Below are 20,079 nucleotides of genomic sequence, written 5' to 3'. Positions count from 1 at the left end.
ATTATAAAAATGGGATTCAAAACGAAAATACGTTTTCTGCATAAATGGCTCGGATTAATTTCTGGGCTTATTGTTTTTATTGTCTGTATTACAGGATGTATTTTCTGTTTTCATGATGAAATAAAAGACATAACAAGAAAAGAATGGCGTTTTGTAGAACCTCAAAATAAACCTTTTCTATTACCATCTCAATTGCAGGAAAAAGCAAAAGAAGCTGTTCCAGAAAACAAGGCCAGTATGGTTGCTTATTATGGAAAAAATAGATCGGCAATTGTTTATACGTATTCCGATACTGAAAATTTATATCTCTATTTTAATCCATACACAGGCCAATATTTAAAAACTGAAAATCCAAAAACTGATTTTTTCATTATTGTTGAATATATTCATTTGTATCTTCTTCTACCCGATTATATCGGAAAACACATTATTGGCGGAGCAACCATAATTTTTATTCTTTTATTGATTTCTGGAATTATACAATGGTGGCCAAAACGAAAAAGCGATATTAAAAGAAGTTTCACCATTAAATGGAATGCGAAATGGCGCCGTGTCAATTACGACTGGCATAATACAACCGGGTTTTATATTTCTATAATAGCTTTAATTTTAGCTATAACCGGACTTACTTTTACTTATGAATGGGTTGGTGACGGAATTTATAAATCTTTCAATTTGGGTGGAGACAAAGCAGCCGAGACAAAAACACCTGTGATTGATACCACCGCATTCAAAATAAATTCGGTTTCAGCAATTGACAAAGCGTTTGCTCAAACTCTAAAATTACAGCCAAAAGCAGAAATGTTCTTTGTAATGATTCCACAGCAAAAAGATGCTATTGTTAGTACAGGAGCTTATCCGCATGCATTGCGGTACGATCAGCAGAATAATTATTATTTTCATCCGTCAAGCGGAAAATTACTCCAAAGCCAGCCTTTTGATAAAAAAAGCCTAGGACTGCAAATTGTCGAAATGAATTATGGAATACACACAGGTCAAGTATTAGATCTTCCAGGGAAAATTATAGCTTTTATAGTAAGTCTAATTGCCGCCGCACTTCCTGTAAGCGGATTTATAATTTGGTTTGGAAGAAACCGAAAATCCAAAAAAGCAAAAGCATAAAAAAACCGTTCCGAAGAATCGGGACGTTTTTTTTATAGTTAGTCTTGAAATTATATTAATTTCTGTTTGCTAAAGCGTTTTTCTGTAAATTTTTAACCGAGCTTACTTTGTTATCTACATAAGCAACTTCGCTTAAACTGTTTTCATTAAAGAAAATCCAATTTCCAGTTTTAACTCCGTCTGCGTATTCTCCAACGGCTTTTTTATTTCCTTTTTCGTCATAAGATACCCAAACACCGTCTAATTTACCGTCTTTAAAAAAGCCTTCTTGCTGCACTTTACCATTTTCATAGTAATAGGTTGCTTTTACCTTGTTTCCAGCAGCTTCTAATTCAGGCTTTCCTTCTTGTGCAACTACAATTCCAGAGAACAATATTGCAGCTAAAATTACACTCTTTTTCATATCTTTAGGTATTTAATGTTAAGAAATCTTTATCAAATATAGTTAATTGTTTACATTAAAAAAACTTTTGCTTAACAATTTGGTAACATTGAATAAAAACTTAACATTGGAAAAATCAATAAAACAAAAAAACCAGCGCTTAAGCACTGGTTTTACTGGTATTTACGAAAAATTTGAATTTTACGATAACGTTGTAAATTTCGTAAAAAAATTAGTTCAATAATGCACTTAACTGTTTATCCAACTCAGGATCAGAAGGTCTAGGTGCATCCGATTTTACAATGTTGCCCTTCGGATCTACAAGGATAAATCTCGGAATTCCTGTTACACCATAGTTAACAACAAACTCAGATTCCCAGTCTTTATCAGCAAATAATTGAACTCCGCCTAATTTTTTATCAGTTACAAACTTTTTCCATTTTTCATTATCTTTTGCTTTATCAATAGAGATGCTTACAAATTCAATATTTTTTCCATGGTATTTTTCTTCAATCTTTTGGAGATACGGGATTTCGGCTCTACAAGGCGCACACCAAGTTGCCCAAAGATCAATGTAAACATACTTTCCTTTTAAATCTGCCAGTTTTGTTTTTCCTCCCTTAAAATTCTCATAGTCAAAATCTGGAGAAGCTTTCCCAACCATTTTACTTGCCTTATAGGCGCTTTCATAATTTCTAAGTGAAAATTCATGAAAATTTTTAAAACTACTTTGCATTGCGGTTACAAATTGCGGATCAAAAGTTCCTTTATTCAAACTTTCATTGTCTGCTTTTTCTTTAGCTTCCAATATTTTAGTAAACTCCGCTGGTTCTTTAGAAAAAGCTTCTTCAAGTTTTTCATTTCTTAAAGATTGTTGCGCCATAAAATTACTTTCATCAACACCTTTTCCTTTGTATACAATAGTTTCATCAAATTCTTTTGCATCCAATGTTAGATTAACTTCAGAATTTGGTTTTAAATATAGATTAGAAGACTCTGTTCCGTCAGAAAACACATAAAATCCCTGAGGCGCATCAAAAGTTGCAGCAAAAATTTCTTTTTTATCAATTGGAATTACTTGCCTGAAATTATCTCTTCCTTTAATAACCAAAGTATCGCTATTTCTATTGGCGATTTTAGCTGTAAACTTTACTGAATTTTTGCTTTGACCAATGACATTTAAAGCATTAAAAAGCACTAAACCTGCAACAAAAAGTTTTTTCATAGGTATTATGATTAGTTTTTTAGAGAATCAAAACTAAAGAAATTTAAGCTTCGGATTTTCACAATTAACAATTTATTTGAAATTATTCTGAATCAACTTATCACTTTACTATATTATCTTGAATTTTGTATTTACTTTTGCAGTCTAAAATTTTGATTATGTATAGAAGTCATAATTGTGGCGAATTAAACGCTTCAAATATTAATACCGAAGTTACACTTGCGGGCTGGGTTCAAAAATCGCGTGATAAAGGATTTATGAATTGGGTCGATTTACGCGACCGTTATGGAATTACACAACTTATTTTCGACGAAAGTCGTACCGATAAAACCGTTTTTGAATTGGCGAAAACTCTTGGACGTGAATTTGTAATTCAGGTAAAAGGAACTGTTATCGAGCGTGAAGCTAAAAACAAAAATATTCCAACGGGTGAAATCGAAATTTTAGTTTCTGAATTAACAATTTTAAACTCTGCATTAACTCCTCCATTTACAATTGAAGATGAAACTGACGGTGGAGAAGATATCAGAATGAAATACCGTTATTTGGACATCAGAAGAAATCCAGTAAAAAACAGTTTATTGTTCCGTCATAAAGTAGCAATGGAAGTTCGTAAATATCTATCTGATTTAGATTTCTGCGAAGTTGAAACGCCTTACTTAATCAAATCGACTCCAGAAGGAGCGAGAGATTTCGTTGTACCAAGCCGTATGAACGAAGGACAGTTTTATGCGCTGCCACAATCTCCACAAACTTTCAAACAATTATTGATGGTTGGTGGAATGGATAAATATTTCCAGATCGTGAAATGTTTCCGTGACGAAGATTTACGTGCAGACCGTCAGCCAGAGTTTACTCAGATTGACTGCGAAATGGCATTTGTGGAGCAAGAAGATATTTTAAATGTTTTTGAAGGATTGACAAGACATTTATTAAAAGAAATTAAAGGTATTGAAGTAGACAAATTCCCAAGAATTACCTACGACTATGCTATGAAAACATACGGAAACGACAAACCGGACATTCGTTTCGGAATGAAGTTTGGAGAATTAAACGAATTTGCACAACACAAAGAATTCCCTGTATTCAATGCAGCTGAATTAGTTGTCGGAATCGCTGTTCCTGGAGCTGGAAATTACACTCGTAAAGAAATCGATGGATTAATTGACTGGGTAAAACGCCCACAAGTTGGAGCGTCGGGAATGGTTTATGTAAAATGTAACGAAGACGGAACATACAAATCATCTGTAGATAAATTCTACGATAATGATGATTTGGCAAATTGGGCAAAAGCAACAGAAGCAAATCCTGGAGATATGATTTTTGTACTTTCGGGTCCTGCAAACAAAACACGTTCACAGCTTTCTGCTTTACGTATGGAATTAGCAACTCGTTTAGGATTACGTAATCCTGAAGAATTTGCTCCGTTATGGGTTGTAGATTTCCCATTATTGGAATTAGATGAAGAAAGCGGCCGTTATCATGCAATGCACCACCCATTTACTTCTCCAAAACCAGAAGACATGGCGTTATTGGAAACAGAACCAGGAAAAGTTCGTGCAAATGCATACGATATGGTTTTAAACGGAAACGAAATTGGCGGTGGTTCTATTCGTATCCACGATAAAGCTACGCAACAATTAATGTTCAAATATCTAGGATTTACCGAAGAAGAAGCAAAAGCACAATTTGGATTCTTAATGGATGCGTTCCAGTTTGGAGCGCCGCCACACGGTGGTTTAGCTTTTGGTTTGGATAGATTAGTTGCTATTTTAGGAGGTCAGGAAACGATTAGAGATTTTATTGCATTCCCTAAAAACAATTCAGGACGCGATGTTATGATCGATGCGCCTGCTGCAATTGATGATGCACAATTAAAAGAACTTCGAATTAAAGTCGATATTGCTTAATTGCAATAAATTAGTCATAAAAAATAGAAAAGCCACTGAAAATTCAGTGGCTTTTCTATTTTAACGAAATGTTAAGAAAAATCCTAGCCACTATTTTTTTTGAATTATCATATTCTTACAATTGAAACATTTTCATATTCCTACAATTAATGATTCGCAAATTAAGGCATTCCATAAGCAAATCGATGCAATAAAGCACGTAAAAAGACTGTAAATCAATAATTTTTACAAAAAATTAACACGTATATGTCTTTTGTATGATTTTATATATTACATTTGTTTTATTATAAATTATTATTACAATTACAATGCGTACAGGTACAGTAAAATTTTTCAATGAATCTAAAGGTTATGGATTCATTACAGACGAAGAAACAGGAAAGGACATCTTCGTTCACGCTTCAGGAATTAACGCGGAAGAATTACGCGAAGGTGACCGTGTAAGCTATGAAGAAGAAGAAGGAAGAAAAGGGAAAGTTGCTGCTAAAGTAGCAGTAATCTAAGAAAAATATAGCAATTTATTTTTTTTGCCTCTGAATGGTCTAAGAAGACGTCCCGAAGTATTCGGGACGTTTTTTTTTGGCCTTATTCTTAAAAAAATATTAAAATAACACAATGTTATTTATAATGAATAAAAATTAGACACAAACACGGTTTCGCACCCTACTTAAATCCTTTTTTAACTTGTGTTTTACAGACTTCCAAGTTATCTTTGTGGCTCATTTTTTAAGTATAAAACCTAAGTTTATGCAATCAGATCAATACAGTTACATTCCTATTTTAATGCAGTTTATTTTAGCTGTTGGTTTTGTGGTAGGAACAATCATCATTTCTGGGAAATTAGGACCAAAAAGATCCTCTGAAGTTAAAGATCAAAACTTCGAATGCGGTATCGAATCTGTTGGTAACGCCCGTATTCCTTTTTCTGTAAAATACTTCTTAGTTGCCATTTTGTTTGTATTGTTCGACGTAGAGGTTATCTTCCTTTACCCATGGGCAGTAAACTTCAAAGACTTAGGAATTGAAGGAATGTTAAAAATGTTAGTTTTCATGTCTTTGCTTTTGGTTGGTTTCTTTTATATCATCAAAAAGAAAGCATTAGAGTGGGAATAATTTAGAGATTTTAGATTTTAGATTTCTGATTTTAGATTGTCCGATTTAGAATTAAGATTTAAAATTTAATCCTCGAATAAAAATTTGATTTAAAAAATTGATTTTACTTTTTACGATTTCAAAGAATCTAAAATCTAAAATCAGAAATCTAAAATAAAATGAGCGATTCAAAAGTAAATATGGTTGCGCCGCCAGAAGGAGTTACTGGTGAAGGTTTCTTCGCTACAAAACTTAGCGATGTTGTTGGTTTAGCAAGAGCCAACTCATTATGGCCGCTTCCTTTCGCGACTTCATGCTGTGGTATCGAATTCATGGCAACAATGGCATCTCACTACGATTTAGCTCGATTTGGTTCTGAGCGTGTGAGTTTCTCTCCTCGTCAAGCAGACATGTTACTTGTAATGGGAACTATTTCTAAAAAAATGGCTCCAATTTTAAGACAAGTATACGAACAAATGGCCGAGCCTCGCTGGGTAATTGCTGTTGGAGCATGTGCTTCATCAGGAGGAGTATTTGACACCTATTCAGTTCTTCAAGGAATTGACAAAGTAATTCCTGTTGATGTTTATGTACCAGGATGCCCTCCAAGACCAGAACAAATTGTTGATGGAGTTATGAGACTACAAGACTTAGTGAAAAGTGAATCTGTAAGAAGAAGAAGCTCTCCAGAATACCAAGAATTATTAGCTTCATATAATATCTCATAAGATGGCCTTAGAAAATACCCTGATTCAAGACAAACTTGTAGAAACATTTAACAACGATGTTTTTAACTTTCAGCAAGAAAGAGATATTTTTTCTTTAGAAGCTTCGGCTGATAAAATCACACCGTTGATTCTATTCCTTAAAAACGATCCAGAATTACGTTTTCATTTCTTAACAGATTTGTGCGGCATTCACTATCCAGATAACGAAACAGAACGTCAGTTTGCAATTGTGTATCATTTGCACAACTGGTACGAAAACAAAAGATTAAAAATCAAAGTTTTCTTAAACGGAGAAAAACCAGAAATTAAATCGGTTTCAAATATTTTCTTGTCTTCCAATTGGATGGAAAGAGAAACTTACGATTTCTTTGGGGTTAACTTTATTGGTCACCCTCAATTGAAACGTATTTTAAATATGGACGAAATGCAATCTCACCCAATGAGAAAAGAATTCCCATTGGAAGATAGCGGAAGAACTGATAAGGATGACAGGTTCTTTGGAAGAACAACAACAAATTGCTAAAAAATAATTCAACATTATAAAATGTCAGAACTATTATTACCACCAGAGCATCGCTATGCTAAAATAATTAAGGAGAGACTAAACGACGACGGAAGCGAACTTTCTGTACTGAATTTAGGTCCAACTCACCCTGCAACACACGGTATTTTCCAAAATATCTTATTGATGGATGGTGAAAAAATTCTTGAGGCTGAGCCAACTATTGGTTACATCCATAGAGCATTCGAAAAAATTGCCGAAAATCGTCCTTTTTATCAAATTACACCTCTTACAGACCGTATGAACTATTGTTCCTCTCCTATTAATAATATGGGATGGTGGATGACAGTAGAAAAACTATTAGGTATTGAAGTTCCAAAAAGAGCACAATATTTACGAGTTATCGTTATGGAGCTGGCTCGTATTACAGACCACATTATCTGTAACGGAATTTTAGGGGTAGATACTGGTGCGTATACTGGTTTCTTATACGTATTTCAATTTAGAGAAAAAATTTACGAAATCTACGAAGAAATTTGTGGAGCTCGTTTGACTACAAATATGGGAAGAATCGGTGGTTTTGAAAGAGACTGGTCTCCAGAAGTTTTCAAAAAACTAGACAAATTCCTAGAAGAATTCCCTCCAGTTTGGCAGGAATTCCAAAACTTATTCGAAAGAAATAGAATTTTCCTTGATAGAACTGTAAACGTTGGTGGTATCACTGCCGAAAAAGCAATGGCTTACGGATTTACAGGTCCAAACTTGCGTGCTGCTGGAGTTGATTACGATGTTCGTGTAGCACAACCTTATTCATCTTACGAAGATTTCGATTTTATTGTTCCTGTTGGAAAATCAGGAGATACTTACGATCGTTTCTGTGTTCGTAATGCTGAAGTTTGGGAAAGTTTAAGCATTATTCGTCAGGCGTTAGAAAAAATGCCTCCAGGAAACGAATATCATGCTGAAGTTCCAGATTACTACCTTCCTCCAAAAGAAGATGTTTATACTTCTATGGAATCTTTAATCTATCACTTTAAGATTGTAATGGGAGAAGTTCCTGTACCAGTTGCAGAAATCTATCACCCAGTAGAAGGAGGAAATGGAGAACTTGGTTTTTATTTAGTAACAGACGGAAGTAGAACTCCATATAGATTACATTTCAGAAGACCATGCTTTATTTATTATCAAGCATTCCCAGAAATGATTAAAGGCGCTATGCTTTCTGATGCAATTATCATTCTTTCAAGTTTGAACGTAATTGCAGGAGAATTAGACGCCTAAACAATTTAGATTAAAAAAATTGTGCCTTTGTGCCCTTGTGGCAAAACAAGAATAAAATGGAAAGAAAACATTACAAACAAGAAATAAATATGACTGAGGCATTGATGAATCGCATCAATGAATTAATCAGTCATTATCCTGAAGGCAAACAAAAATCGGCTTTATTGCCTGTTTTGCACGAAGTTCAGGATGCACACAACAACTGGCTTAGTATTGAATTGCAAGATAAAGTTGCTGAAATTCTTCAGATAAAACCAATTGAGGTTTATGAAGTGGTTACTTTCTATACGATGTTCAACCAAAAGCCGATTGGAAAGTACATGTTTGAATTCTGCCAGACTTCTTGTTGCTGCTTGAGAGGTGCCGAAGATTTAATGGATTATACTTCTGAAAAACTAGGCATTAAAATGGGAGAAACAACTCCAGACGGAATGTTTACCATTGCTGGTGTAGAATGTTTAGGCGCTTGCGGATATGCTCCGATGATGCAATTGGGAGATTTCTACAAAGAAAAACTGACAGAAGAAAAAATCGATCAGATCATTGCTGATTGTAGAGATGATAAAATAATATTACACGATAAATAAGATGTCACAAAAAATATTATTAGATAAAATCAATATTCCCGGAATTAAAACCTACGAAGTATATCGCCAAAATGGTGGTTATGCTTCTGTAGAAAAAGCTTTAAAAACACTTACTCCAGACGAAGTTACTGAAGAAGTAAAAAAATCAGGATTACGTGGTCGTGGTGGCGCAGGTTTCCCTGCGGGAATGAAATGGAGCTTTATTGACAAAAAATCAGGAAGACCAAGACACTTAGTTTGTAATGCCGACGAATCTGAGCCTGGAACATTCAAAGATCGATTCTTGATGGAGTATATTCCTCACTTATTGATTGAAGGAATGATTACTTCAAGCTACGCTTTGGGCGCTAACCTATCTTATATCTACATCCGTGGAGAATATATGTGGGTTTTTAAAATCTTAGAAAGAGCAATCGCCGAAGCAAAAGCTGCCGGATGGTTAGGAAAAAATATATTAGGATCAGGTTATGATCTAGAACTTCACGTTCACTGTGGAGCTGGAGCTTATATCTGTGGAGAAGAAACAGCATTAATCGAATCATTGGAAGGTAAAAGAGGAAACCCTCGTATTAAACCACCTTTCCCAGCGGTTTCTGGTCTTTGGGCAAATCCAACTGTGGTAAACAATGTTGAAACAATTGCGACTGTGCCTTGGATTGTAAACAATTCTGGTGATGATTATGCAAAAATTGGAATTGGACGTTCTACTGGAACTAAATTAATTTCTGCTTCAGGACACATCAAAAATCCTGGGGTTTACGAAATTGAATTAGGTTTAAGTGTTGACGAATTCATGAATTCTGATGAATATTTAGGAGGAATGTCTTCTGATCGTCCATTAAAAGCATTTGTACCAGGAGGTTCTTCTGTGCCAATCTTACCTGCTGACTTGATTTTCAAAACAGCAAATGGCGAAGATCGTTTAATGACTTACGAATCTTTAAGTGATGGTGGTTTTGCTACTGGATCGATGTTAGGTTCTGGAGGATTTATTGTTTATAACGATACCGCTTGTGTCGTAAGAAACACTTGGAACTTTGCTCGTTTTTACCACCACGAATCTTGCGGACAATGTACACCTTGCCGTGAAGGAACAGGATGGTTAGAAAAAATCTTATGGAGAATCGAAAACGGTCAAGGCCGTGAAGAAGATATCGAATTATTGTGGAGTATTCAAAGTAAAATTGAAGGAAACACAATCTGTCCACTTGGTGACGCCGCTTCTTGGCCAGTAGCTGCAGCAATTCGTCACTTTAGAGATGAATTTGAGTATCACGTTCGTTTCCCAGAAAAAATCAAAAATAGAGATCACTTTGTTGCCGAGCCTTTCTCACAAGTTAAGCATTTAGTTGGCGGTAAAGTAATCGTATAAATATAAAAAGCAGAAAGTTATAAAGTTCATAATGTTAAAAAGGACAGCAATTCTTTTCAATATTTCGACTTTCAACATTCAAATCATAAAGAGATGAAAGTAACCATAGACGGTCAAAGTATAGACGTAGAACCAGGAACAACAATCCTGCAGGCTGCACGTATGATTGGAGGGGATTTAGTACCGCCAGCCATGTGCTATTACTCAAAATTAAAAGGCAGCGGCGGTAAATGTCGTTGTTGTTTAGTTGAAGTTTCTAAAGGAAGTGAAGCTGACCCACGACCAATGCCAAAATTAATGGCATCTTGTGTAACAGGATGTATGGATGGCATGGAAGTAAACAGTAAATCGTCTGCAAGAGTAACTGAAGCCCGTAAATCTGTAACAGAATTTTTATTAATCAATCACCCTTTAGATTGTCCTATTTGCGATCAAGCTGGTGAATGCGATTTACAGAATTTAAGTTTCGAGCACGGAAATCCAAAATCACGTTACATTGAAGAGAAAAGAACATTTGAACCAGAAGATATTGGTCCAAATATTCAACTTCATATGAACCGTTGTATTTTATGTCAAAGATGTGTACAAGTTGCAGATCAATTGACAGACAATAGAGTTCATGGAGTATTAGATCGTGGTGATCACGCTAATATTTCAACTGGTATTTCTAAAGCAATCGACAATGAGTTCTCTGGAAATATGATTGACGTTTGTCCGGTTGGAGCTTTAACAGATAAAACTTTCCGTTTTAAATCAAGAGTTTGGTTTAATAAACCTTATAACGCACACAGAGAATGCACAACTCCGGGATGTTGCGGTAAAACTACAGTTTGGATGTTTGGTGGAGAAATCCAGCGTGTAACTGGTCGTAAAGATGAATACCATGAAGTAGAAGAATTCATCTGCAACAGCTGTCGTTTTGATCATAAAAACGTAAATGACTGGGTAATTGAAGGACCAAGAGAATTTGAAAAAGATTCTGTTATCAATCAAAACAACTACACTCAAAAATTAGAGAAAGTTGAAATCGATACTGAGAAAAATATCCTTTTAGGTAGAGATATTGACCGTAAAAAAATTAGTATGGCAGCGATTCCATTAACTGATAATGATAAAAAAGTTTAAGAAATGGAAAGTGCATTTATTATAGAAAAGAGTGTTGTAATTGTTGTCGTTTTTGCGGTAACAATGATCATGGCAATGTATTCTACTTGGGCAGAACGTAAAGTTGCTGCTTTCTTGCAAGACCGTGTTGGACCAAACCGTGCAGGATGGGGAGGTTTATTACAGCCTCTTGCCGATGGTATGAAATTATTCTCGAAAGAAGAATTCGAACCTAACACTCCTAATAGATTTTTATTCTTCGTAGGTCCAGCGATTGCAATGAGTACCGCTTTGATGACAAGTGCTGTTATCCCTTGGGGAGATAGGCTTCATCTTTTTGGGAGAGACATCATTCTTCAAGCTACAGATGTTAACATAGCTATATTATACATTTTTGGAGTTCTTTCTGTTGGAGTTTACGGCATCATGATTGGTGGATGGGCTTCTAACAATAAATTCTCATTGATGGGAGCTATTCGTGCTGCTTCTCAAATGGTTTCTTACGAGGTTGCAATGGGATTATCAATAATCGCTTTATTGATGATGACTGGAACAATGAGTTTAAAAGTAATTTCTGAACAGCAAGCTGGAATGAATTGGAATGTTTTCTATCAGCCATTATCATTCTTAATTTTCTTAATCTGTTCATTTGCAGAAACAAATAGAACTCCTTTCGATTTAGCAGAATGCGAAAACGAGTTAATTGGAGGTTACCATACAGAATATTCATCAATGAAAATGGGATTTTATCTATTTGCTGAATATGCAAGTATGTTTATCTCGTCTACCATTATTTCTGTATTGTTCTTTGGTGGCTACAACTACCCAGGAATGCAATGGATGGTAGAAAATGTAGGTGTAAATACAGCTAACTTATTAGGAATTGCGGTATTATTTGTAAAAATATGTTTCTTCATATTCTTTTACATGTGGGTGCGTTGGACGATTCCAAGATTTAGATATGACCAATTAATGCATTTAGGCTGGAGAATTTTAATTCCGCTTTCGATCATTAATATCATGATTACGGGTGTTGTTATTTTAAGACACGAAATCTTAGCAGCTTTAGGATTCTAAGAGTCACATTAAGCTTCAAATAAAAAACAAAATAGATTTTGAATTTGATTCATTCAAATTATAAATCATAAACTATAATAGTAAAAATGTCAATAGAAACTATATCATTATCGGGTAGAAAAAAGGTGGTGTCAAATAAGGACATGTCTTTTGTTGAACGATTGTATCTTGTGGCGATTATAAAAGGTCTAGTTATTACTGTAAAACACCTTTTTAGAAAAAAAGTTACGATTCATTATCCTGAGCAAGTTCGTGAAATGAGCCCAGTTTATCGTGGTCAGCATATGCTGAAACGCGACGAACAAGGTAGAGAAAACTGTACTGCTTGCGGATTATGCGCTTTATCATGCCCTGCTGAAGCTATCACTATGAAAGCAGCAGAACGTAAGCCTGATGAAAAACATTTATACAGAGAAGAGAAATACGCTGAAATCTATGAAATCAATATGCTTCGTTGTATTTTCTGCGGTTTATGTGAAGAAGCTTGTCCAAAAGATGCTATTTACTTAACAGAATCTAAAGTATTAGTTCCTGCTAACTACAATAGAGAAGATTTCATTTTCGGGAAAGATAAATTAGTGATGCCTTTAGAAATGGCTATGAAAAACGCTCAACTTAAAAACGCTAACTAAATGATACATATTCCAGATTTTGCACACGCAACAACTATTCAAGTTATCTTTTGCTTTTTAGCGTTCATTACCGTTATTACTGCTTTCTTGACTATTTTCAGCAGAAACCCGATTCATAGTGCCATCTATTTGGTAATTTGTTTCTTTTCTATTGCTGGTCATTATTTACTATTAAATTCTCAGTTCTTAGCTGTTGTACATGTAATAGTCTACTCCGGAGCTATTATGATTCTGTTCCTGTTTACCATCATGCTGATGAACCTGAACGAACAGCGAGAAGTTCACCGTCCTAGAATTACACGTTTAGGTGCTATTGTTTCTTTCTGTTTAATATTGATTGTTTTAATCACAATCTTTATCAACTCAAAACCAATTGTTGGTGAATACGATTCTACTGGAGAAGATTTCCAATCAATTAAAGTTTTAGGTAAAATATTATTGAACGAATATATGGTTCCGTTCGAATTTGCTTCGATCTTACTTTTGGTTGCTATGATTGGAACAGTTCTATTGTCTAAAAAAGAAAAATTAAATAAATAATGGGTAATATATTAAATCAAATAGGTATTGAAAACTACATCTTTTTGAGTGTTGTACTTTTCTGTATTGGAATTTTTGGTGTATTGTACAGACGAAATGCTATTATCGTTTTCATGTCTATCGAAATTATGTTGAATGCGGTAAACCTTTTATTTGTTGCTTTTTCAACTTATCATCAAGATGCACAGGGACAAGTTTTCGTGTTCTTCTCGATGGCGGTTGCTGCAGCCGAAGTTGCGGTAGGATTGGCCATTTTAGTTTCTATCTTTAGAAATATCGGATCAATCAGTATCGATAATTTAAAAAATTTAAAAGGATAATCAGAAATGGATACCAATTTAGCTTTAATTTTAGTTTTAACTCCTTTACTAGGTTTTCTAGTAAATGTCTTTTTTGGAAAAAACTTAGGCAAAACAGTTTCTGGTGCAATCGGAACTATTGCCGTAGCAATTTCTTTTGTTGTTTCTCTTTTACTTTTTAATCAAATAACTTCAACCGGAAAAGGAATCGAAGTTACTTTATTTGATTGGATTCAAATTAGCAACTTAAAAATCAACCTTGGATTTTTATTAGATCAATTATCTGTTCTTTGGTTACTTTTCGTAACTGGAATCGGATCTTTGATTCACTTATACTCTATTAGTTACATGCACGATGATGAGAATATGCACAAATTCTTTGCTTATTTAAATCTATTCGTATTCTTCATGATTACACTTGTAATTGGAAGTAACTTATTAGTTCTTTTCATTGGATGGGAAGGTGTTGGACTTTGTTCTTACCTATTAATTGGATTTTGGTATAAAAACCAAGATTACAATGATGCTGCAAAAAAAGCTTTCATCATGAACAGAATTGGAGATTTAGGTCTTTTAATTGGAATGTTTATTCTAGCTTACACTTTTAAGACATTAGATTATATTCAATTAAAACAAACCATTTTAACGGTTCATTATGATCCACAAATAGCTTGGAATGTATCACTTGCAGCATTATGCTTGTTTATTGGAGCTTGTGGTAAATCTGCACAGATTCCTTTATACACTTGGTTACCTGATGCGATGGCTGGACCAACTCCAGTTTCTGCATTAATCCACGCGGCTACGATGGTTACTGCTGGTATTTTTATGGTAACAAGATTAAACTTTGTTTTTGACCTTGCAACAGATGTTCAATCTGTAATTGCAATTATTGGAGCAATTACTTCATTAGTTGCGGCTACAATTGGATTAGTTCAAAACGATATCAAAAAAGTATTAGCTTACTCTACAGTTTCTCAATTAGGTTTAATGTTCTTGGCATTAGGATTTGGAGCTTATGAAGTAGCAGTTTTCCACGTAATCACTCACGCTTTCTTTAAAGCTTGTTTATTCTTAGGATCTGGATCTGTAATTCACGGATTACACGGAGAACAAGATATGCGTAAAATGGGAGGTTTGCGTAAAGCAATGCCAATCACATTCTGGACAATGTTAATTTCTTCATTGGCAATCTCCGGAGTTCCATTTTTCTCAGGATTCTTTTCTAAAGACGAAATCTTATTGACTGCTTTCCACCACAGTATTCCATTATATGTTGTTGGATCAGTTGCTTCAATCATGACAGCTTTCTATATGTTCCGTTTAATGTTCTTAACTTTCTTCAAAGAATTTAGAGGAACTGAAGACCAAAAGCATCATTTACACGAAAGTGGTTCATTAATTACTATTCCGCTTATCATCTTAGCTATTTTAGCAACTTTTGGCGGATTGATTAGTTTACCTGGAAACAGCTGGTTAAATGGTTACCTTGCTCCTCTTTTCACAAAGGTGGCAGGCGAAGAGCATCATTTAGGCACAACTGAATATACTTTAATGGGTGTTGCGGTTTTAGGTGGATTATTAGGAATTTTAATTGCTTACGTAAAATACTTTAAACAAGATAATGTTCCAGAATCTGATGAAAGTATTACTGGATTCAGCAAAGTGTTATACAACAAATACTATGTAGATGAAGTTTACGACGCTGTATTTGTAGCACCAGTTAATAGTTTATCTAAATTCTTTAGAGATTATATCGAGACAGGATTGTCTGCTCTTGTTTTCGGATTAGGTAAAATAGCAAACGAGATTGCTTTCCAAGGAAAAAAATTACAAACCGGAAGTATAGGATTATATCTATTTGTATTTGTTTTAGGACTTTGTGCAATTGTTTCCTATATATTTTTAGCTCAATAATATTATTACTATGAACGTTTCTACTATATTAATTATACTTTTAATTGGTGCATTTGCCACTTATTTTTCTGGTGACAAACTAGCTTCAAAAGTTGCTTTACTTTTCAGTTTAGCCGCTTTAGGATGTTCAATTGTATTATTGAATAATTATAATGCAGGTGAAAATATCAGCGTAATCAACAGCTGGATTAATCAACCAAAAATTTCATTCGCTTTAAACGGTGATGGGCTTGGACTTGCAATGGTTTTATTGACCGCAGCTTTAACTCCGATAATCATATTTTCTTCTTTCGGAAATGAATATAAAAATGCAAAAGGCTTCTATGCTCTAATCTTGTTTATGGCTTTTGCTATGACTGGGACTTTCTTAGCTGCTGATGGTCTTTTATATTATATTTTCTGGGAGTTAGCACTTATTCCAATCTACTTTATTGCTTTGATCTGGGGTAATGGTGATGCTGAAGAGCGCAGAAAAGCGGTGGTTAAATTCTTTATTTACACTCTTGCTGGTTCGTTATTCATGTTAACTGCTTTTATTTATTTATACCAAAAAGCAGGTTCTTTCTTAATCGAAGATTTATACAAAGTAAACTTATCTGCTTGCGAGCAATTCTGGATTTTCTTGGCTTTCTTCTTAGCTTATGCAATCAAAATTCCAATTATTCCTTTCCACACTTGGCAGGCAAATGTGTACCAAAAAGCACCAACTGTTGGAACAATGCTTTTATCTGGTATCATGCTAAAAATGGGATTGTACAGCGTACTTCGTTGGCAATTGCCACTTGCACCAATCGCTGCTAAAGAATACATGTATATCTTTATTGGTTTAGGAATTGCAGGTGTAATCTACGGTTCAATCGTTGCATTGAGACAAAAAGATTTAAAGAAATTATTAGCTTATTCTTCTCTTGCTCACGTTGGTTTAATCGCTGCAGGATCTTACACTCTAACTCTTGATGGCTTTAGAGGTGCTGTTATGCAAATGATCGCTCACGGTTTTGTTGTAGTGGGATTATTCTTTGCTGCTGAAGTAATTTTCAGAAGATTCGAAACTAGAGAAATTTCAGAAATGGGTGGTATCCGTACACAGTCTCCAAAATTTACTTCAATGTTTTTAATCTTAGTATTAGCTTCTGTTGCTTTACCAAGTACATTTAACTTTGTTGGAGAGTTTACAGTATTATACAGTTTGTCTCAAATTAATATTTGGTTTGCTATTCTTGGTGGAACAACTATTATTTTAGGAGCTTACTATATGTTAAGAATGTTCCAGCATGTAATGTTAGGAGAAACAAATGCAAAAACTTTTGCTGATGTTACACTTAACGAAGGAATTTCATTTGCCGTAATTATCGCTGTTTTATTATTCTTTGGTTTCTATCCAAAACCAATTACAGATTTGATTACACCAAGCTTGGAAAACATTTTACAAGTTATCAATAAGAACTAATATTTTAAACAAAAAATAAATTAGGATTACATTTAAAAATTGAAATCCTAAATCAAAAAGATAAAAATGAATACATTAATAGCTATAACAGGATTGGGTATTTTCTGCCTATTGTTTGAAATTCTTAATTTAAGAAAGGCCATTATTCCTATTACCATTTTAGGTTTATTAGGAGTGTTGGCACTTAATTATTGCGAATTTGGAACAGAACAAAGTTATTACAACAATATGATAGCAGTAAGCAAGTTTTCTACAGCTTTTTCATCATTGTTTATCGTTTTGACGATTTTCCTTGTAGCATTAAGTCATAATTTCTATCAAAATCATCAAGCAAAAATTTCAGACTACGTTGCCATTAAAATATTTTTACTAGCTGGAGCTGTTGCAATGGTTTCTTTTGGAAACTTAGCTATGTTCTTTTTAGGAATTGAAATTTTATCTATTGCTTTATATGTACTTGCTGCTAGTGATCGTTTGAATATCAAAAGTAACGAAGCTGGTATGAAATACTTCTTAATGGGATCATTTGCTTCAGGAATTATCCTATTCGGAATCTGTTTGATTTACGGTGCAATGGGAAGTTTTGACATTAGTGAAATTCACGAAAGTGCTTTATCTGCAGAATTGCCAATCTGGTTTCCAATCGGAATGATTTTAATGGTTATTGGAATGCTATTTAAAGTAGCGGCAGTACCTTTTCATTTCTGGGCTCCAGATGTATACGAAGGTTCTCCAGCTTTAACAACTGCTTTAATGAGTACATTGGCAAAAGTTGTAGCAATTGCAACTTTATTTAAACTGATTGCTGGTATGAATTTCATTTCTTCACTAGATAATCAAGACCTATTGCATACTTTTGAAGTGATCGTTGTTATAATTTCAATTGCTTCAATGTCTGTTGGTAATATTATGGCGCTAAGACAAGTAAACGTAAAACGTATGCTTGCTTTCTCTGGAATCTCTCATGCTGGTTTCATGTTAATGACATTATTAACGGTTTCAGCTTCAGCAGGAGTTTTATTATATTACACTACTGCTTATGCATTAGCTGGAATCGCAGCTTTCAGTGTTATTTTATACGTTTGCAGAGATCGCGATAACGAAGACATTACAAATTTCCATGGTTTAGGAAAAACAAATCCGTTATTGGCAGCAATCCTTACCGCTTCATTATTATCAATGGCCGGAATTCCTATTTTCTCTGGATTCTTTGCTAAGTTATTCTTATTCAATCAAACTATTCAAGCAGGATATATCGGTTTAGTAATTGTTGCCGTGATTAACTCTATTATTAGTGTTGGATATTATTTCAAACTAATCATCGCGATGTATTCAAAAGAACCAAACGAAGAAAGAACAGGAAGGCCATTCCTTATTTATGCAACGGCTGTAATATCAATTGTTCTAAACATTGCATTAGGTTTATTCCCATCATTAGTTTTAGATTTATTGAAATAATATAATCCTTTAGTTAAAATACAAAATCCATCAAAAAACATATTTGATGGATTTTTTTTATGCTCTAAATTAAGAACAGAAATTCATGTTAAAAAATTCCATCCAACAATTGCACTTCAAAAAATCTCCATATATTTGAGTTCAATTAAATGTATTAAAATATGAACTTTAATTCAAAAAATCCATTTTTAAACAGTAAGCGTTTTTCATCAAATGCTGAACCAAGAACAGAAGTACACCATGCTCAGATTATTGATTACAATCAAGAAATGACGGTGTCTGGAACAATCAACAAAACAGCAATCTTATTTCTTATTTTATGCGGTGCTGCTATGGTGACATGGTGGATGACTTTTAACGGAATAAACCCAATGCTGCCTACAATTGGAGGTGCAATTGTTGGTTTCATTTTAGTATTAGTTTCTTCATTTAAACCACAGCTATCTCCTTACCTAGCACCGGGATATGCTTTATTTGAAGGATTATTTATAGGAGGTATTTCTGCAATATTTGAATTAAAAGTTCCTGGAATTGTAATTAATGCAGTTGGAGCAACTCTTGTTACTTTCTTAGTCTGCCTTGGTTTATACAAATTTAAAATTGTTAAAGTTACTGAGCAGTTCAAATCTGTAGTGGTTGCTGCAACATTGGCAATTGCAACTTATTATTTAATTTCTTGGGTTGTATCAATGTTCTCTAGCTGGACACCTGTTCATTACGGAAATTCTATGATGAGTATTGGTATTAGCGTTTTTGTGATTATTATAGCTGCGCTCAACCTTTTCTTAGATTTTGATTTAATTGAAAAGGGAGCCAGAGAAAAAATGCCAAAATATATGGAATGGTTTGGTGCAATGGGATTAATGATTACATTGGTTTGGTTATATATCGAATTCTTAAGACTTTTATTAAAACTTTCTAGTAAAGACTAATAGTTTAAAAATAAAAATTACAGCCCTTTTGAGTAAAATCAAAAGGGCTTTTTTTATTGCTATAGATTAAATTTTGAATACCAAGTCGATATTCTAATTAATCTTCTAAGAATAATCTATTACCCAAAACACAAAATAATCTATTTCCTACAAAAAAGTGAAATGTAATTTATGTAATAAAAAAAATTACAGTCCCTTTTTATTCCTTTTGTTTAACGCTTTAAAATTTAAAAAAGCAAGAAAAATACGGCTTTCCGTACTCGACACGCGAGGTGCAATAAATTACAATTAATGCAATTTATTACATTTTTATCACTTTAAAAGCTAACTATTTCAAGTATCTTCTTTTTTTTAGCAAAAAAATTATCGTATTAAAAATTAATATATAATTTTGTGTAATCGATTACAATTAAACCACTTGGAATCGGAAGTAAAACCACTTGCTTTTTTTATTAACTATCTTAAACAA

Annotated in this window: 20 protein-coding genes; 18 read left to right on the top strand and 2 right to left on the bottom strand. The window is 33.9% G+C overall.

Features of this window, described 5'->3' with window-relative positions:
* Positions 1–9: 9 nt before the first annotated feature.
* Positions 10–1,122, top strand: a complete 1,113-nt coding sequence (locus OZP10_RS10065; protein WP_281634515.1) for a PepSY-associated TM helix domain-containing protein — start codon at positions 10–12, stop codon at positions 1,120–1,122.
* A 55-nt stretch (positions 1,123–1,177) separates the two neighbouring features.
* On the opposite strand, the gene OZP10_RS10060 is transcribed toward OZP10_RS10065, so the two are convergent.
* Both OZP10_RS10060 and OZP10_RS10055 read right to left on the bottom strand, forming a co-directional pair.
* Positions 1,178–1,525: a toxin-antitoxin system YwqK family antitoxin gene (locus OZP10_RS10060; protein WP_281634514.1), complete on the bottom strand. Its 348-nt coding sequence runs from the start codon at positions 1,523–1,525 to the stop codon at positions 1,178–1,180.
* A 211-nt stretch (positions 1,526–1,736) separates the two neighbouring features.
* Positions 1,737–2,729, bottom strand: a complete 993-nt coding sequence (locus OZP10_RS10055) for a TlpA family protein disulfide reductase (protein WP_281634513.1) — start codon at positions 2,727–2,729, stop codon at positions 1,737–1,739.
* A 158-nt stretch (positions 2,730–2,887) separates the two neighbouring features.
* Between OZP10_RS10055 and aspS the strand changes: the two genes are divergently transcribed.
* From aspS to OZP10_RS09970, 17 genes are all read left to right on the top strand, one after another.
* A complete protein-coding gene (aspS, locus tag OZP10_RS10050) occupies positions 2,888–4,639 on the top strand; it encodes an aspartate--tRNA ligase (RefSeq protein ID WP_281634512.1) in 1,752 nt (583 codons plus the stop codon).
* A 308-nt stretch (positions 4,640–4,947) separates the two neighbouring features.
* Positions 4,948–5,142: a cold-shock protein gene (locus OZP10_RS10045; protein WP_007137066.1), complete on the top strand. Its 195-nt coding sequence runs from the start codon at positions 4,948–4,950 to the stop codon at positions 5,140–5,142.
* A 244-nt stretch (positions 5,143–5,386) separates the two neighbouring features.
* A complete protein-coding gene (locus OZP10_RS10040; RefSeq protein WP_008466117.1) occupies positions 5,387–5,752 on the top strand; it encodes an NADH-quinone oxidoreductase subunit A in 366 nt (121 codons plus the stop codon).
* A gap of 158 nt (positions 5,753–5,910) precedes the next feature.
* A complete protein-coding gene (locus OZP10_RS10035; protein ID WP_095929653.1) occupies positions 5,911–6,459 on the top strand; it encodes an NADH-quinone oxidoreductase subunit B in 549 nt (182 codons plus the stop codon).
* Between the two features lies 1 nt (position 6,460).
* Positions 6,461–6,982 carry an NADH-quinone oxidoreductase subunit C gene (locus OZP10_RS10030; protein WP_177211328.1) on the top strand — a complete coding sequence of 174 codons (522 nt, stop codon included), beginning with the start codon at positions 6,461–6,463 and terminating at the stop codon, positions 6,980–6,982.
* Between the two features lie 21 nt (positions 6,983–7,003).
* Positions 7,004–8,242, top strand: coding sequence for an NADH-quinone oxidoreductase subunit D (locus OZP10_RS10025; protein WP_111368854.1), 1,239 nt, complete (start codon positions 7,004–7,006; stop codon positions 8,240–8,242).
* Positions 8,243–8,298: 56 nt separating this feature from the next.
* Complete coding sequence (locus tag OZP10_RS10020) at positions 8,299–8,829, top strand: complex I 24 kDa subunit family protein (protein ID WP_057115709.1); 531 nt, start codon at positions 8,299–8,301, stop codon at positions 8,827–8,829.
* Between the two features lies 1 nt (position 8,830).
* The gene (gene nuoF / locus OZP10_RS10015; RefSeq protein WP_274255020.1) at positions 8,831–10,201 is read left to right on the top strand and encodes an NADH-quinone oxidoreductase subunit NuoF; all 1,371 of its coding nucleotides are present in this window, start codon (positions 8,831–8,833) and stop codon (positions 10,199–10,201) included.
* 93 nt (positions 10,202–10,294) lie between these two features.
* The gene (locus OZP10_RS10010; protein ID WP_111378915.1) at positions 10,295–11,326 is read left to right on the top strand and encodes an NADH-quinone oxidoreductase subunit G; all 1,032 of its coding nucleotides are present in this window, start codon (positions 10,295–10,297) and stop codon (positions 11,324–11,326) included.
* A 3-nt stretch (positions 11,327–11,329) separates the two neighbouring features.
* On the top strand, positions 11,330–12,382 hold the full coding sequence (gene nuoH / locus OZP10_RS10005; RefSeq protein ID WP_177211331.1) for an NADH-quinone oxidoreductase subunit NuoH: 1,053 nt from the start codon (positions 11,330–11,332) through the stop codon (positions 12,380–12,382).
* A gap of 86 nt (positions 12,383–12,468) precedes the next feature.
* Positions 12,469–13,014, top strand: coding sequence for a NuoI/complex I 23 kDa subunit family protein (locus OZP10_RS10000; protein WP_177211332.1), 546 nt, complete (start codon positions 12,469–12,471; stop codon positions 13,012–13,014).
* Complete coding sequence (locus OZP10_RS09995) at positions 13,015–13,554, top strand: NADH-quinone oxidoreductase subunit J family protein (protein WP_177211333.1); 540 nt, start codon at positions 13,015–13,017, stop codon at positions 13,552–13,554.
* Positions 13,554–13,874, top strand: a complete 321-nt coding sequence (nuoK, locus tag OZP10_RS09990; RefSeq protein ID WP_008466103.1) for an NADH-quinone oxidoreductase subunit NuoK — start codon at positions 13,554–13,556, stop codon at positions 13,872–13,874. Before OZP10_RS09995 ends, nuoK begins: the two co-directional genes overlap by 1 nt.
* 6 nt (positions 13,875–13,880) lie before the next feature.
* Positions 13,881–15,770, top strand: a complete 1,890-nt coding sequence (gene nuoL / locus OZP10_RS09985) for an NADH-quinone oxidoreductase subunit L (RefSeq protein WP_281634511.1) — start codon at positions 13,881–13,883, stop codon at positions 15,768–15,770.
* A 10-nt stretch (positions 15,771–15,780) separates the two neighbouring features.
* The gene (locus OZP10_RS09980) at positions 15,781–17,220 is read left to right on the top strand and encodes a complex I subunit 4 family protein (RefSeq protein WP_281634510.1); all 1,440 of its coding nucleotides are present in this window, start codon (positions 15,781–15,783) and stop codon (positions 17,218–17,220) included.
* 66 nt (positions 17,221–17,286) lie between these two features.
* On the top strand, positions 17,287–18,678 hold the full coding sequence (locus OZP10_RS09975; protein ID WP_177211336.1) for an NADH-quinone oxidoreductase subunit N: 1,392 nt from the start codon (positions 17,287–17,289) through the stop codon (positions 18,676–18,678).
* Between the two features lie 161 nt (positions 18,679–18,839).
* On the top strand, positions 18,840–19,610 hold the full coding sequence (locus OZP10_RS09970) for a Bax inhibitor-1/YccA family protein (RefSeq protein ID WP_281634509.1): 771 nt from the start codon (positions 18,840–18,842) through the stop codon (positions 19,608–19,610).
* Positions 19,611–20,079: the final 469 nt, after the last annotated feature.

The organism is Flavobacterium luteolum (assembly GCF_027111275.1).
GTDB lineage: Bacteria > Bacteroidota > Bacteroidia > Flavobacteriales > Flavobacteriaceae > Flavobacterium > Flavobacterium luteolum.
The sequence above is the reverse complement of the archived record's forward strand: the minus strand, read 5'-3'. Positions and strand labels throughout refer to the sequence as shown.